18 protein-coding genes and 1 riboswitch are annotated in these 15,225 nt (G+C 53.5%); all 18 genes read right to left on the reverse strand.

Features of this window, described 5'->3' with window-relative positions:
* Positions 1 to 48: 48 nt before the first annotated feature.
* Positions 49 to 729, reverse strand: a complete 681-nt coding sequence (locus tag IT084_RS04000; RefSeq protein ID WP_195711343.1) for a hypothetical protein — start codon at positions 727 to 729, stop codon at positions 49 to 51.
* Entirely contained in the window at positions 726 to 1,286 is a 561-nt protein-coding gene (locus IT084_RS04005; protein ID WP_195711345.1) for a type 4a pilus biogenesis protein PilO, read from the reverse strand. Before IT084_RS04005 ends, IT084_RS04000 begins: the two co-directional genes overlap by 4 nt.
* Positions 1,287 to 1,292: 6 nt before the next feature.
* The gene (locus IT084_RS04010) at positions 1,293 to 1,988 is read right to left on the reverse strand and encodes a PilN domain-containing protein (RefSeq protein WP_195711346.1); all 696 of its coding nucleotides are present in this window, start codon (positions 1,986 to 1,988) and stop codon (positions 1,293 to 1,295) included.
* A gap of 4 nt (positions 1,989 to 1,992) precedes the next feature.
* Positions 1,993 to 3,030: a type IV pilus biogenesis protein PilM gene (gene pilM, locus IT084_RS04015; protein ID WP_195711347.1), complete on the reverse strand. Its 1,038-nt coding sequence runs from the start codon at positions 3,028 to 3,030 to the stop codon at positions 1,993 to 1,995.
* A gap of 79 nt (positions 3,031 to 3,109) precedes the next feature.
* Complete coding sequence (locus IT084_RS04020; RefSeq protein ID WP_195711348.1) at positions 3,110 to 4,318, reverse strand: type II secretion system F family protein; 1,209 nt, start codon at positions 4,316 to 4,318, stop codon at positions 3,110 to 3,112.
* Between the two features lie 45 nt (positions 4,319 to 4,363).
* The gene (locus tag IT084_RS04025) at positions 4,364 to 5,449 is read right to left on the reverse strand and encodes a type IV pilus twitching motility protein PilT (RefSeq protein ID WP_195711349.1); all 1,086 of its coding nucleotides are present in this window, start codon (positions 5,447 to 5,449) and stop codon (positions 4,364 to 4,366) included.
* Complete coding sequence (locus IT084_RS04030; protein ID WP_195711425.1) at positions 5,446 to 7,125, reverse strand: GspE/PulE family protein; 1,680 nt, start codon at positions 7,123 to 7,125, stop codon at positions 5,446 to 5,448. Before IT084_RS04030 ends, IT084_RS04025 begins: the two co-directional genes overlap by 4 nt.
* 146 nt (positions 7,126 to 7,271) lie before the next feature.
* Positions 7,272 to 7,355, reverse strand: a riboswitch (cyclic di-GMP riboswitch).
* A gap of 117 nt (positions 7,356 to 7,472) precedes the next feature.
* Positions 7,473 to 8,561: a 3-dehydroquinate synthase gene (aroB, locus tag IT084_RS04035; RefSeq protein WP_195711427.1), complete on the reverse strand. Its 1,089-nt coding sequence runs from the start codon at positions 8,559 to 8,561 to the stop codon at positions 7,473 to 7,475.
* 4 nt (positions 8,562 to 8,565) lie between these two features.
* Entirely contained in the window at positions 8,566 to 9,081 is a 516-nt protein-coding gene (locus tag IT084_RS04040; RefSeq protein ID WP_195711350.1) for a shikimate kinase, read from the reverse strand.
* Positions 9,082 to 9,103: 22 nt separating this feature from the next.
* Positions 9,104 to 10,264 carry a chorismate synthase gene (gene aroC / locus IT084_RS04045; protein WP_279327808.1) on the reverse strand — a complete coding sequence of 387 codons (1,161 nt, stop codon included), beginning with the start codon at positions 10,262 to 10,264 and terminating at the stop codon, positions 9,104 to 9,106.
* A 162-nt stretch (positions 10,265 to 10,426) separates the two neighbouring features.
* Positions 10,427 to 11,299 carry a shikimate dehydrogenase gene (locus IT084_RS04050; protein WP_195711351.1) on the reverse strand — a complete coding sequence of 291 codons (873 nt, stop codon included), beginning with the start codon at positions 11,297 to 11,299 and terminating at the stop codon, positions 10,427 to 10,429.
* Positions 11,300 to 11,313: 14 nt separating this feature from the next.
* Complete coding sequence (locus IT084_RS04055) at positions 11,314 to 11,844, reverse strand: YqeG family HAD IIIA-type phosphatase (RefSeq protein ID WP_195711352.1); 531 nt, start codon at positions 11,842 to 11,844, stop codon at positions 11,314 to 11,316.
* 10 nt (positions 11,845 to 11,854) lie between these two features.
* Entirely contained in the window at positions 11,855 to 12,457 is a 603-nt protein-coding gene (locus IT084_RS04060; RefSeq protein ID WP_195711354.1) for a molybdenum cofactor guanylyltransferase, read from the reverse strand.
* Between the two features lie 100 nt (positions 12,458 to 12,557).
* Positions 12,558 to 12,749 carry a hypothetical protein gene (locus IT084_RS04065; protein WP_195711356.1) on the reverse strand — a complete coding sequence of 64 codons (192 nt, stop codon included), beginning with the start codon at positions 12,747 to 12,749 and terminating at the stop codon, positions 12,558 to 12,560.
* A gap of 50 nt (positions 12,750 to 12,799) precedes the next feature.
* On the reverse strand, positions 12,800 to 13,003 hold the full coding sequence (locus IT084_RS04070) for a zinc ribbon domain-containing protein (RefSeq protein ID WP_195711358.1): 204 nt from the start codon (positions 13,001 to 13,003) through the stop codon (positions 12,800 to 12,802).
* Positions 13,004 to 13,027: 24 nt separating this feature from the next.
* Positions 13,028 to 13,198, reverse strand: a complete 171-nt coding sequence (locus IT084_RS04075) for a 4Fe-4S binding protein (protein ID WP_195711360.1) — start codon at positions 13,196 to 13,198, stop codon at positions 13,028 to 13,030.
* Positions 13,199 to 13,269: 71 nt separating this feature from the next.
* Positions 13,270 to 14,037 (reverse strand): helix-turn-helix domain-containing protein, encoded by a 768-nt coding sequence (locus tag IT084_RS04080; RefSeq protein WP_195711362.1) that lies wholly within the window; start codon positions 14,035 to 14,037, stop codon positions 13,270 to 13,272.
* 273 nt (positions 14,038 to 14,310) lie between these two features.
* Positions 14,311 to 15,165 carry a putative beta-lysine N-acetyltransferase gene (gene ablB, locus IT084_RS04085; protein WP_195711365.1) on the reverse strand — a complete coding sequence of 285 codons (855 nt, stop codon included), beginning with the start codon at positions 15,163 to 15,165 and terminating at the stop codon, positions 14,311 to 14,313.
* Positions 15,166 to 15,225: the final 60 nt, after the last annotated feature.

Below are 15,225 nucleotides of genomic sequence, written 5' to 3' on the forward strand. Positions count from 1 at the left end.
CCAACAAAAATCATTTTGAGACACTTATCAAAATAATTGATCAAGTCGCTATTTTATCGAACCTTTAGCGGTAAGGATGATAATCCGGCCGTCCTTGTCCAGGGTTACCCGGCCCCCGGCCGGGTTAATGTTCAGCACCCGGTACCCGTTAAAGGATTCACCTTCCCTGACGTCGTAAAAGTTATCCTGGTGGCTGAAATAAGCATGATTCTCGCCGTTTTCAATGTAAGTGGTGACAAGTTCGGGGCCGCCGGCAACCGGCATGCGGTCCTCCGGTACTATAGCAGGAGAATCACCGTTACCAGTTGTTTCCCCTGCTGTTTTTGTGGAATTTTCCGAAGCGTAAGCCACTACCAAGGGCTCAAAGGGATCGCGCCACGAACCGCTTTTCGGCTTTTCCACCGGTCCGGGCCCTGCGGGCGGGGACGCCGCCGCAACCCCGGTTACCGGCGTGCCTGGCGCTGCGCCGGTAACCACCGGCGCCTGTACAAGCGGGTTAAAGGGGTCCTGTTCCGGTTTAACTAGATTTTGTTTTTCTGTGCCTTTGCCATTTTCTGCGGCGGATTGATTGATACTGTAAGCACCCGTTTCACCAGCCGCGGCGAGGACAGCCGGCGGTTTTCTCAAGTCACTGCCGCAGCCTGCGGCGGCCATTGCCGGAATGACGCACAGCAGGCTTAAAACAATTGTCTGCAACAATATTTTTCTGCGGCAGGTATCCCCGGTCATTTTACCTCACCTGCCTTGCCCGGAGGCTGAGCTTCCGAGTAAAAAGCGCTGGCGGCAATCTCGGCCTTAATCTGGGGGAGTTCCTCACGACCCTTGCCGATTTTGATATTATCAATGCGCAATGCCCTCGGCCCGTCCTGCAGGTCCGCCAGCAGGTCAAGCAGTGCGTGGTAGCGCCCCTCGAAAGTGATCCTGAAAGGCATCTCTACATAATCCTGTTTTTTTACACGCTGCTCAAAGCGGACCTGTAAAAAGTGCATGCCTGATTTTTGAGCAATGTTAGTAATATCTGTAATCAACATATCTTCGGCTGGTTCCGCAGGTAGAACTTTATTATATAACGCCAGCTGTTCCTGCAAACCAGCGGACCGCTCTTTGACGCGCGTCAATTCCCGAAGGCGTGCCCGGGCGCTTTCAACGGCCGCCTGTTCAGTGGCCGCCATGTCCCTGGCTGCTTTAAAAGCGGTGACCTGGTTATACATCAGAAAAGTTATTAGTCCCAATATTGCAAACCCCAAAGCCCCCCATAGAAGGGTGCGGTTTTTCTTTTCCGCCAAAATCACTTACCCGCCTTTCCTTCCAACCGGGTGATAAGCCGGTCCCGGCAGCAGCGCAGCCTTGATTTCAAACTGAATCATGGGCTGTTCCAAAAGGTTTTCCTCGGAAGAGAACTGGCAGCGGATATCAGCCAGCCCTGGAACACGCTGTAAATCTTTCAGCCACTGGGCCACTGCCAAGTGGTCGAAGGCCCAGCCGCGGATAACCAGCTCTCCGGCTGAAGTGTCAGGTGAAGATTGCGCCGGTTCGTTTAACAATTGTTGCTGCCCCTCCGACGATTCCCGGGGATTGTCCCCGCCTTGACCTGCCGGGGCTTTATTGCTTTCGTCAACCTTATATGTAGCTGATAAATCCGTCAGCCATATGTTTACGGGCATGTCCAGCCCGATACCGGCCAAAACCCTTGCCCAGTCCGGAGGCGTTCCCACGGCCCGGCGCACAAGACTGCCGGTTCGCGTCACCTGATCCTGAATCCCGGCATATTGCTCGAGGGACTGAATTTTACTCTCCAAAGCTTCACGTTCCCGCTGCAACCTGGCAACCTCGGCCCGCGCCTTGATGGTATTGATGGTCAGCGCGCTGTAGGCGCCGGCTACAATTGCCAGTACCAAAGCACAGGCCACCAGCAACAGGTGCATCCTTCTCTGCTGCTCCTGCCGGGCTAAAATTTCCGGGGGTAATAAATTAATGCTTACAGGCATACCTTCAGGCCTCCAACCCGCGCAGAGCCAGGCCGATACTTACGGCAAAGTCCGGATATTCCCGTTCCGGGCTGATATTGTTAGCCCCACCCTGCCCTTTTATTCTGGCCAGGGGGTTTATTATTTCCACCGGCAGGTCCAGCGCCGCCTCCAGCAGTTCCGGCAACCCCGCAAAACGTGCACCGCGCCCGCTGAGAACCAGCTTGTCCGGAGGGGCCGCGTTGGGCTGAGCAAGATAATAGCTGATAGACGATCTAATTTCGCCGGCCAGTGCCGCTGCCCAATCATCCTGTGCATTTCCAGCGTTATCATTGCTCTCCGCCGTTGAAGCCACCTGGCTCATCGCCTGTTCCAGGACCGTGTCCATGGGATAACGCTGTTCACGGGCATATGTTTGCAAGGAAAGCGGCACCACCCGCGCAAAGCGTGGAAAACCACCGGCAATTAACAGCAGCGCGGTTAAGCCGTTGGATATATCAACCAGGGCTGCACTGGCATCCAATTGATCTTCCGGCAATGTACGCATTAGCGCCAGGGGGGAAGCGTCTATAATTACCGGTTTCAGGGAAGCTTCCGTTAAAGCCTGGATACTTTTATCCAGAAAATCCCGCCTGGCCGCCACCAGCAGCACCTCCAGCTCGGGACCGTTCTCCCCGTTATATTCGCTGATTACCGAGTGGTCGAGCACCAGCTGAGAAAGCGGAATCGGAAAATATTCTCCAGCATGAAAACGCAGCGCCCGGGCCAGCTTTTTCTCGGGCACTTTCGGAAACCTGGCCAGCCTCATGAGCACCCCTTGATTGGAAATACCTAGAACAACTTCGCGCTTCTTAATCCGGGCTTTCGACCACAACTCGTCCAAAGCTTCCGCCACCGGGGTGACTTCCATCACCACCCCTTCGGACACCGCGTGCTCGGGAATGGTAATCTCCTCTAATGCGGTCAAGGAGAATGAACGCATTGTGCCTTTAATTTCAGCAACCCGAACAACCCCGGTGTCCAGTTCCAGGCCCACCGCCCCTGCCGGTTTGAAAAATCCCAAAAGTAATCATCTCCTTCAACTTTAATTGGAAGTCAGGATAGGGCTTGGGCAATCAAATTAAGGCTCCTTGCCGGCATTTTTACCTCCCTACAGAGGTGACTACGTTAAATATGGGCAGGTAGACGGCAATAACGATACCGCCGATGATAAAGCCGACAAAGATAATTAACACCGGCTCGATAAGCGCGGTCAATCCTTTGGTCATGGTGGACACTTCTTCCTCGTAGAACTCGGCCACCTTGGCAAGCAACGTGGAAAGATCGCCGGTTTCTTCCCCGACAGCCACCATATTGGTGACCATCGGCGGGAAAAACCCGCTCTTCTCCAGGGGTAAGGCAATGCTCTGTCCTTCTTGAATCCCTGCCCCGGTCTGTTTGACCGCTTCGGTGACCCGGATACTACCGGACGCCGGGCCGGCGGCATCCAGTGCCTGCAGCACCGGGATACCCCCGGCAAGGAGTGTGGCCAGTGTACGGCAAAAGCGGGCGATGGTAGCCTTTTTAAAAAGCTCGCCGAAAACAGGCAGTTTAAATTTAATGTAATCCCACGCCCGTTTGCCGGAATCGCTGCCGGCATATAAGCGCAAACCGGTGACAACCAGGATAAAAAACAGCAGGTAAATATACCAGAAATTACGCAGCGAATCGCTTAAAGCAATGATAATCCTGGTGGGCAGGGGCAGGGCCACACCGGTTGGAAAGAAATTCATAAATATGGGAACGATGAAAAACATCATCGCCAGCACGACACAGGTGGCAAAGAGCACAATGACAACCGGATAAAAAGTGGCGGAACGAATATGATCCCGCAGGCTTTTATCCCGCTCAAGCTGTTCGGAAAGGCGTTTCAGCATTTCTTCCAGCGAGCCGCCTATTTCTCCCGCTTTAACCATGTCAACGTACATGGTGGAAAAAACATCCGGGTGGGCAAGCAGCGACTCGGAAAAACTTGCCCCGCTTTCCACATTGCGCGCGACCTCGCCGGTAACACGGCTCAAGGTGGGGTTTGTTGTCTGTTCGTGCAACGTATAAAGACAGCGAGTCAACGGGATGCCGGCTGCAAGCATGGCCGCCAGCTGCCGGCTGAAAAAGCTGAGATCCCCGATACCGACTTTTCGCCGCATCTCAAATGCTTTCTTAAATTGGGACTGTTTCACTTCCGACAAATCAACAACGGTGTAGCCCATCCTGCGCAACCGTGCAGCAGCCGTCAATTCATGCTCGGCTTCCAGCTTACCCGTTATTGAAACCCCTGTCCTGTCATACGCTTGATAAGCATATAAGGGCATACTATCACCCTTCCTCCGGGCACTATGTAATAACTGGTTATCGTATTACAGGTAGTTTCTCCGCAGCGCCCTTTCCAGCTCGGTCCGGTCAACACAACGTGCCAGGGCCGTTTCCCGGCTAATGACCCCGGCCAGGCATAAATCGGCCAGGGCCTGGTCCATGGTCTGCATACCCATGTTTCGCCCGGTTTGCATCACCGTGTACAGCTGGTGCTCTTTACCCTCCCGGATTAAATTTTTCACCGCCGGGGAGGTAAGCAATAATTCCACGACAGCCACTCTACCCTGACCGATCTCCTTCGGAATCAGCTGCTGGGCTATGACGCCCTGCAGCGAATCGGCAAGCTGTTGTCTGATCTGGCTGCGGGTACCCTCCGGGAATACATCTATAATACGGTGCACGGCAAGGGTCGCGGTTTGGGTGTGCAACGTTGAGAACACAAGGTGCCCGGTTTCAGCGGCAGTAAGGGCAATGGAAATACTCTCCAGATCCCGCATTTCCCCAATCATGATCACATCGGGGTCATGGCGCAGCACGTGCCGGAGGGCATTGGCAAAGGAATGAGTATCATTGCCTACTTCCCGCTGTTTAATTATGGATTTTTTATGACTGTGTAAAAATTCAATGGGATCTTCCACTGTGACAATATTCAAGCAGCGCTCTTCATTGATCAGGTTAATAATTGACGCCAGGGTAGTCGATTTGCCGCTGCCGGTCGGCCCGGTAACAAGCACCAGGCCGCGCGGCAGGCGGGCCAGTTCCTTAACCGCCGGCGGGAGGCCCAAATCTTCCAGGCGCGGTATATTCATGGCCACCACCCGGAAATTGACGGCCAGCGAACCGCGCTGCCACATGATGTTACACCGGAAACGGCTGACACCGCGAATTGAATGCGAAAAATCCAGCTCCAGGTCTTTTTCCAGCTTCTCCCTGTGGTGGGGCCCAAGAACGGGAAAAATAAGATCTTCTATATCCTGGGGCATTAAAACCGGGAGATCCTCCATTGGAACCAGTTCCCCGAATACACGAACAACCGGTCGGGAGCCTGCCGTGAGGTGAAGATCGGAGCCTTTCATTTCCACCGCGCGAGCCAGGATTTGATTGAGATCCGGCAGATTTTGTTGAATCATTGTACCACCCTCATTAATTCTTCCAGTGAAGTAACGCCCTGTTTCACCTTCACCAGTCCATCCCGGCGCAGGGTAACCATCCCTTCGGCAACCGCGGTCGCCTTAATATCCTTTGCTGACTTTCGCTCAAGGGTCAGGCGCTGGATGCTTTCAGTGACAAACAGGAGTTCATAGATGCCGGTTCTACCCCGGTAACCCGTATTACTACAACGCATACATCCCCTGGGGCGGTAAAGCTTTAAGGTTGTTTCATTTTCATCCAGGGGAAAATCCGGTATATCCAGCAATTTTTCCAGCGTTAGCTCATAAGGTTCTTTACAGTTGGGACAAAGCACCCGGACCAGGCGCTGGGCCATAATACATACCACGGACGATGCGGTTAAAAACGGTTCTATACCCATTTCGGCCAGGCGGGTAATGGCACCGGCGGCATCATTGGTATGCAGCGTTGAAAAAACCAGGTGACCCGTCAGGGCCGATTCGATGGCTAACTTTGCGGTCTCTTTATCTCTGATTTCACCAACCATGATAATATCCGGGTCACTGCGCAGGATCGACCGTAATCCTGACGCAAAGGTAAGCCCGGCCTTGGGATTAATCTGAATTTGATTAATCCCATCCATGCGGTATTCAACAGGGTCTTCAATAGTGATGACGTTTTTCGCCACTTTATCCACTGTAGCCAGGCTGGCGTAAAGCGTGGTGCTCTTGCCGCTACCCGTGGGGCCGGTGACCAAAATACAACCATAAGGGAGGTTGATTATTTCCCGGTACTTTTCCAGGATTTCAGGGGTAACACCAAGTTCTTCAAGGGTAATCATTTTAGACGAGCGGTCCAGGAGCCGCAAGGTTAACCGTTCACCGAAGCTGGCGGGCAGCGAAGCAACCCGGGCGTCAATGGTCCGCCCCTCGATTTTCAGTGACACCCGCCCGTCCTGGGGTATCCTGCGCTCGGCAATGTTCATGTTAGCCATAATTTTTATCCGTGAAACCAGTGAAGCGTGCATTTGCCCGGGCAGTTGCATGATGTCATGCAAAACGCCGTCAATTCTGAAACGCACCCGCACATAGTTTTCATATGGTTCGATATGTATGTCACTCGCCTTGGTGCCAACCGCCTGGGCCAGAATCATGTTGGCCAGCTGCACGGCAGGCTTGGCGGCAGATTCTTCCTCTTCAAGGGTAATATCCTCTTCCTTTTGTTCCTCATTATCCAATTGATCAAACTCCATACCGGCACGGGTATATTTTTCTATTGCGGCGCTCAATTCACTATCCGGCACAACCACCGGTTTAATGTCATACCCGGTGAGAATGCGCAGGTCGTCAATAGCCATGATATTATCAGGGTGCTGCATAGCCACGGTGAGCTTGTCACCATTGAAAGCAATAGGCAAAACATTATATCTTTTTAAAGCCTCCGCCGGCAATGTGGCCACAGCGGCGGGATCAATCCGGAAATTTTCCAGTGAAATAAATGGAACACCGGCGCGCTTGGCAATTACCCTGGCTATGTCGTCTTCAGTGCAATATCCCAGCTTCACCAGTACTTTGCCGAGATAATTTTGTTTATCTTTACTCAGTTTTTGATTATTCAGGGCTTCATTTAATTGTTCTTCTGTTATTACACCTTCTTTAACCAGCCATGTCCCAAGAAAATTTTTTGCAAATTTCATCACAACTTAACCTCATGGGATAAATATTAACAGATTTTTTATTGTCAATTATTTTCTCGAAAAGCAATTATTCTCCTTCTTGACGGGCCATATTGTCACACCTAAATACAAAAAACAAAAAGTGCGGTATTAAACAATTGCCCGCACCTGGTTGCCCGGCCGCCATAGCATTATGCCTTAGGCCCGTAACTCTGCGCCCGCTCCTTTCGGAACGTTTGCCTTTTTCAGGTAAGTAAATTGGAAATTGAAATATTAAAAAATAGTAAATTTTGGTCTAATTATAAGAGAAAAATGGACCAAAAACAATAGCTGCCTCTTACAATTTATACGAGACAGCTTAATAGTGGCTAATCCTTGCTCTCAGCAATGGCTTGCAATATTTTTTCACGGCGAATGTTTCTTTCAATACTTACTTTGCCGATGGTGCGTGGTAAAATAAATGTTATTTCGTCGTTATAAACTTTTTTATCCCTGGCCATTGCCTCCAGCATATCGCTATCCCGGAGCGCCCCGGGCACTTTTAGCGGCAAGCCGGCTTTTTCTATTAGTTTATTTATTCTAAATTCTTCCTCATAGCTCATTTGTTTCAGGTTCACAGCCAGCCTGGAAGCTGCTGCCATGCCGATGGCCACCGCCTCGCCATGGCGATATTCCGTATAACCGGTTAAAGCCTCCACCGCATGCCCCACCGTGTGCCCGAAATTCAGCACAGCCCGGCTGCCCTGTTCGGTTTCATCCTCTTCCACCACCGCAGCCTTAATGCGGCAGGACATTACCACGACATAAGCCATAGCATCAGAATCAAGTGTTAAAACTTTTTCAACATTATCTTCCAGCCAGGTAAAAAAGGAAGCATCTTTTATCACACCGTACTTGATTACTTCGGCCAGCCCGGACCGCACCTCGCGGCTGTCCAGGGTGCGCAGCGTGCCCGTATCGGATATCACCAGCGCGGGCTGGTAAAACGCGCCGATGATGTTCTTGCCCCGGGGGTGGTTTACCGCCACTTTCCCCCCCACACTGCTGTCCACCTGGGCCAGGAGCGTGGTGGGCACTTGTATGAAAGGCACGCCCCGCATGTAAGTGGCGGCCACAAAGCCGGCCAGATCGCCGATCACCCCGCCGCCCAGCGCGACCACCGGGCACTGCCTGTCCAGGCCGGCGTCAAATGCCCGGTCATAAAGGAACTCCGCGCTTTGCAGGGTTTTATACTGCTCCCCGTCGGGAACCTCGGCCCGGACAACCTCGAAGCCCGCCTGCTCCAGGCTGGCGGCCACCCGGCCGGCATAAAGGTTCCCCACCACCGGGTTGGTTACCAGCAGCGCCTTACGGCCGGCACTCACCCCGGCGATCAACTCTCCGGCCCGCTCCAGCAGCCCGTTGCCGATCATAATTTGATAAGACCGGTTGCCCAGATCAATACCAACTTCTTTCATCATCTCAGCATCCCTTTTGCCTGACATACTTGTAGAGTTCATTCAACGCTTCATGAAAGGACAGCTTGCCGGTGTCAATGGTGTATTCAGCCACGTCGTAAACTCCCTCCCGCTCCCGCAACAGTTTCAACACGTTTTCCCGGAGGTCGCCCCGGTGCAGCAGCGGCCTGTGTTTTTTATTTTTGACCCGGCTTACAATCACCTCGGGATCGGCCCGCAACCCGATCAGTATCCCGTTTTGCCCGAGCAGGGCCACATTTTCTTCGTTAAGCACCATGCCGCCACCGGTGGCGATGACCAGGCCGGACTGGCCGGCCAGTTTACGGGCCAGGAGATTTTCCTCCGAGCGGAACCTGATCACACCGTCCCGGCGAAAAATTTGTGCCACGGTTTTACCGGTTACTTCTTCGATGGCCTGGTCGGTATCGATGAACCGGTACCCCAGCCGCCTGGCAAGCTGGCGGCCCAGTGAAGTTTTACCCGTGCCCATAAAGCCGATCAATACAATATTTTTTTTCATTTTGCTCCTTTCCGGCGCTCTTTTAAATTCCCATCAGGTACTCCCGGTACAGGCGCACCCGTTCCGCAATTTCGCGCATGGTGTCTCCCCCGAATTTCTCCAGCATCGCCGCCGCCAGTTCCCATGCCGTAACCGCCTCGCCCACCACGCAGGCGGCGGGCACGGCGCAAGTGTCGGATCTTTCCACCGATGCCTCAAATGGTTCTTTGGTCTCAATGTCAACACTGCGCAGCGGCCTGTATAAGGTTGGGATAGGTTTCATGGCCGCCCTGACCAGCAAAACTTCACCGTTGGACATACCGCCCTCGATGCCGCCGGCGTTGTTGGTTTTCCGGTAAAACCCCTTTTGCGGCGCGTAAAAAATTTCATCGTGCACCTCGGAACCACGGCGTGCAGCCGCGGCAAATCCGGCGCCCACCTCAACCCCCTTGATGGCCTGGATGCTCATCAGCGCCCCGGCCAGCCTGCCGTCCAGCGTCCGGTCCCGCTGGGTATAGCTACCCAGTCCCGGCGGCAACCCGAACACTTTTATTTCAAAGATGCCGCCCAGGGTGTCACCGGCCGTTCGGGCGCGTTCAATCTCACGGATCATCTCTTCGGAAGCGAGATCGTCCGCGCAATATACTTCGGATTTGCGCGCGGCGGCGGCCAGTTCACCGGCGGGCAGTTCCGTTGCCCGCGCCTTGACCCCGCCTATTTGCACCACCGTTCCAACGATAATAACGCCAAGTTCCTCCAGCAACCGGCGGGCCACGCTGCCGGCAGCCACCCTGGCCGCCGTTTCACGGGCGCTGGACCGTTCCAGCACATTGCGCATGTCCCGGTGCCCGTACTTCATGCTTCCGGTCAAGTCGGCGTGGCCCGGCCTGGGCCTTGACACCGCCCGGGCCGCCAGGTCGGCCTCCGGCCCCGGCGCCATAACCCGGCGCCAGTTCTCCCAGTCCCTGTTTTCCACCACCAGCGTCACCGGGCTGCCCATGGTCAGGCCGCCCCTTACCCCGGAGGTAATTTTCACCCGGTCCCGCTCAATTTTCATTCGCCCACCCCGGCCGTATCCCCCCTGGCGGCGGGCCAGCTGTTCATCGATGTATTCACTTGTCAGGGGAAGCCCCGCCGGTAAACCGTCCACGATGGCGGTAAGGGAGGGGCCATGGGATTCCCCCGCGGTAAGGTAGCGCAGCAATTATTTCAACCCCCTATTTTTCATAACCCGCGATTCCGGCAACCAAAGAGCCGGTCTGTGCTGATAAATTGCCCGGTACTAGTGTTCCGCGCACAGGTGATAACTTTTCATTATTTCTGCCGGCGCCGCGTCACAGCGATATGGGCGTCAATACCGATGCTTCTATTCTGAAATGCCCGTCTGCTTGTACAATTCACGGCGCATCACTTCCACCGGAGCGGCCAGCCCGGTCCATTCTTCCAGGGCAAGCACTCCCTGGTACAACAACATGCTCAGCCCGTTGGCTACAACCGCGCCGTTGCGGGCGCCCCTAACCATAAAGGGCGTGCGGGGCGGGTTGTATACGGTGTCGTATGCCAGCTGGCCTTTGCCGGGCAAATCGCCTGGTAACGGAAATTCTTCCACCGCTCCGCCGGCCATGCCCACGGGAGTGCAATTGACCAGCAGCGCGGACCGCCGGGTAAATTCCTCCAGTTGCCGGTCCCCGGCGTCCCAGTGAAACGCGCGCGCTTGCGTTCCCGTGGCCGCGGCCACCATTTCAGCCAGTTTGAGCGCTTTTTCAAACCGGCGGTTCACCACGGCCAGTTCCGGGCAACCCGACCGGGCCAGCGCCACGGCTATCGCCCTGGCCGCGCCGCCCGCCCCAAAGATCACCGCCGGGCCCTTACCGGGGTCAAACTGGTAATCCTCCCGCAGCGCCTTGATCAAGCCGGGCCCGTCGGTATTATGGCCGGTTAAAACGCCTCGCCGGTTGATAATGGTATTAACGGCCCCGTATAATTTCGCCTCACCGGTAAGTTCATCCAGGTGGGGGATAACCGCTTCCTTGTAAGGCACCGTTACGTTTACCCCGGCAATACCCAGTGCCCGGATGCCGGCCACCGCTTCCCCCAGCTTTTCCGGCGGAGGACAAAACGGCACGTAAACACAATTGATCCCCAGTTCCCGCATGGCGGCATTGTGCATGGCCGGTGAAAAACTGTGCGCCACGGGATTGCCGATGATACCGTAGACAACGGTTTTACCGTTAATCATAACAAGCCCCCTGATTACCAGACCCGGTATTGTTTATCCTTATGTGACACCCGGTCCGATATGCGTTTTATAACCAGTTTTTCCAGAGGCCGGTTGATCAGCCTGGTGGCCCAAAAATCCCTGCCCGGCATGGGAACAACCAGGATGGTATATAACCCCAGCATATTCCCGCCCAGGATATCCGTAAAAATCTGGTCACCGACCACCGCGGTTTCTTGCGGCTTAACCCCGAGCAGGTCCATGCCGCGCTGGAAAGCATGGCGAAACGGTTTTACCGCCCTGACAACGCAGGGTATGCGCAGAGGGCCCACCAGCCTGCGGACCCTGGCGTTGCTGTTATTGGAAACCACGCATAACTTGAAACCCTTTTCCAGCATGCCTTGCAGCCACTGCGTTATTTCCCGGGAAAAACGGTCTTGATCCCTGGGAACGATGGTATTGTCAAGGTCCAGAAGTAAGGCTCTGATACCCATTTTTTTAAGCTCTTCCGGATTGATTTCGTATATGGCGGGCACGTACATCCGGGGATATAATACGCTCAGCATCTCGGCCCCCTCAAACCAGTAAATTAGCTTTTTCCAGATCTCCGGGCGTGTTGACGTTAAAAAAAACCCGGTCCAGGCGCGGTTCCACGATCGCCATTTCATTTTCTTCCAGGTATCTGACTTTAACCCGGTCGTAAAAACCGGTAATTTTATTCCGCCCCTCGGCCAGACGGTGTTCAATAATATTAATGCATGATTTGCCGTACAGGGCGAATAATGGTTCGGGATACCCGCGGTAACGGGGCACAACCACATCGTAGCCCGTCGCCTCCTTAATTATCAACCGGGCCAGTCCTGCGCTGACGAAAGGCATGTCACAGGCCGTAACCAGCGCCCGGGGATATGAGGCGTGAACCAGCCCGGCATGGATACCGCCCAGCGGCCCGCGCCCGGTGATAATGTCGCTTATGACCCTGTCGCCGTAACCGGTATATTTTTCCGGGCAGCCGGTAACCACCAGAATTTCACCCACCAGATTCTTCAACACGCCGGATATTCTCTCAATGATAAAATATGGCCCCACTTTGAGCAAGGCCTTTTCCGCACCCATGCGGGCATTCTTTCCCCCGGCCAGAATTATTCCGGTGACCCCTTCCCCGGCTTGTTTCACCATAATGCACTCCCAATAACCAAGCATATATTCAATATTATTGTTGCCGCCCTCCGCTGTCAATAAAACCGTATCCCCGTCCGCAGATCCCGGCAGGCAACGCTTAAGGGTATAGTATGCTGTTAATTTCTACATTGTCAAATAATTTCCTTTCTTGTTGTAAATTTTTAGCCGGAACTGTTTTTTTTGCAATTACGCTATCAAGGTCATAAACTGTTGGAAAAAAGCGTCCCTGAAACAATCCCGCAACTGGTGCGGGGCCAGGGACGCTTTGTTTTTCATATTTTTTATTCATCTGATGGCGTCCAATATTTTCCCCGGCCCACGGCCGGGTGATTAGATGCCTCAGCCGCCACCGAACCCGCCACCGGCGGCCGGTAAATCGCATGACCCGCCACCCCCGCCGGTACGCACGGCGCAACCGGTGAATAATTGCTCGATTTTCCCGGCGCCGCAAGCGGGACAGGTGACCTTATCCTTTTCACTGATGCTTACCAGCACAGTAAATTTGTGTCCACATTGGCCGCAACGAAAATCGTAGGTCGGCAATCCGAATCCCTCCTCGCTGAACAATTACAGGGTAATCGCCCCGTTGGGGCAGGCAAAAACACATTCTTCGCAATCGTTGCACCGGCCGGTGTCCACATGGGCGGTTTTAACCCGGACCGATATCGCTTGCATTGGACACATTTGCGAGCATACCCCGCAGCCGATACACAATTCTTTAATCACAACCGCAGCCATATAAATTAGATCCTTTCTACTCTATATGGCCTTATTATAATATATAAATAAATGTTAGACAATCCCTTTGGCTAAGATATTTCAGACCGTTTGAACAGCTGAATAAAATTTAAAATGAATTGCATTTCTTTTTCGTTGAGATTGCAAACCAGGTTTAAAACCGCCTGAACGTTGGGGTGCATGAGCATCTCCCTCAGCTCGGGGTTCATCAGGCTCAACATCTGGTCTACGGCGCCCGGTTCCATGATAAAGTAACAGGGGGAAACCCCCATGACTTCGGATATCTTTTCCAGTGTTTTTAAAGACGGCTGCACCTTGCCGTGCTCAATTTGTCCGATCAGCCCGGCGGTCACACCGGCGAGGTTGGCCAGCTGGGCCTGGGTTAATCCATATTCTTCCCTCAAGGACTTCAGTTTATGGCCCAGGGAACCCTCGTGGCTGATCAGCGCGGAAACCGCCGTATCCAGTCCCTCGGCTATTTTTTTCAGCGTGTTCAGGGCGGGATACACCGCGCCCCGTTCAATTTCATTCAGGTAAGACAGGGTTATGCCCGCCCGCTGGGCCAGGTCCTGCGGGGACAGCCCTTTTTCGGACCGCATCAACCGGATTTTATCCCCCAGGGAAAGCCCGGTATCGGTCACATCTCCTTTGATCAGCTGCGCCTTGGAAACATTTAATGCAGCAGCCAGCTTGTCGATGGTTTTTAAAGAAGGACGTTTGGAACCTCGCTCAATTTCGCTCAGGTACGACAGAGACAAATTGGCCCGCTTGGCCAAATCCTGCAAAGTATAACCCCGCTCTTCCCGCAGCGCCCTGATCTGCTCTCCCCTAACGATCATCACTAACACTCCCGGAATTAAATTACAGTAAGATATAATAGCTTATGTGCTTTTGGGAACATGGTGAAGTAACAACATCCCCCAAAGTTCAGGTTTTATTTCTCTATTCTAGTATCACTATTATCCTACTATACCATTACTAATTAGTCAATTGAGGGAGAAACCGGGGATAACAGCAAATTTGGACTTGTAACCAATATGCCCGGGATGAATGTCCATCCCGGGCAGGCAGCAGTCCTGAAAAACACGGTTAAGCACGTTCCACCAGATCTTTTAACCGGAGTACTTGACCCAAATGTTCATGTTTTCGAATCCTCCACTAATATGGCAATTATTCACCAGCGTTCCCCTGTAGCGGTATCCCAGCCTGTGAAAAACCAGATTCATTCCGAACGAAGACGCCCTGGCCAGGCTATACAGGCAATTAACTTTTCTGGAAATACAGTCCTGTTCCAGTTGCCTGATCAAGTGACTCATCATCCCCGCCCCCCTTGCCCCGGGCAGGGTGGCGCAATTGGTCAGTTCAGCGCAGCCGTTCGACCGGTTCACTTCTGCCGCAGCCACGCTGACAATTTTCCCGTGTTGTTTTACTACCCTGAACAACACGGTTTTTCCCAAAACAGCGGCCAGGTAATCCGGGCGATCAAGCGGGCTGGGGTAGGAAGCAAATACTTTTTTGAAAACACGCGTCAAGGCGGGAATGTCACCAACAGCCGGGGTTACTACCAGGCAGCCCTCCGGCAAGGCGACCGGCTCTTTGCGCGGGCTGTTCATAACGCACTTTAATTGTACCAGGTGACCGGGCAGATCAACGCTCTTTGCCCGGCCGGGTTCCGGATACGCCGTTAAAAAATACCCGTTCCGCCCTTGAAAAAAACCTTCGATCCACCCCTCTATAGCCAACCCTTGTTTTGATAGCTCCTTTAAATGCTCCTTGCGGGCCGGAAAAATAATTTTCCCCAGGCCGTAGGCCTGACAGGCCCGGAATATAAAATCAGTCAACCTCTCCGGGTTGTTGCAGGTATAATTGTTCACCCAGGCCCGCTTGCTGAAAGTATCAATGAGCATGTCAACAGCGAAATCCCGGTTTGTTTCGTGAATAGTTTTTTGGTCCTTTGGCGCGAACATATTAAACCTCCCAACAACAGGCCCGTTTTCTGAGCAATCCATGTAATTAACCGGCGGATA

The sequence above is a fragment of the Desulfallas sp. Bu1-1 genome, assembly GCF_015594625.1.
In the GTDB taxonomy this organism is placed as follows: Bacteria; Bacillota; Desulfotomaculia; order Desulfotomaculales; family Desulfallaceae; genus JADNRQ01.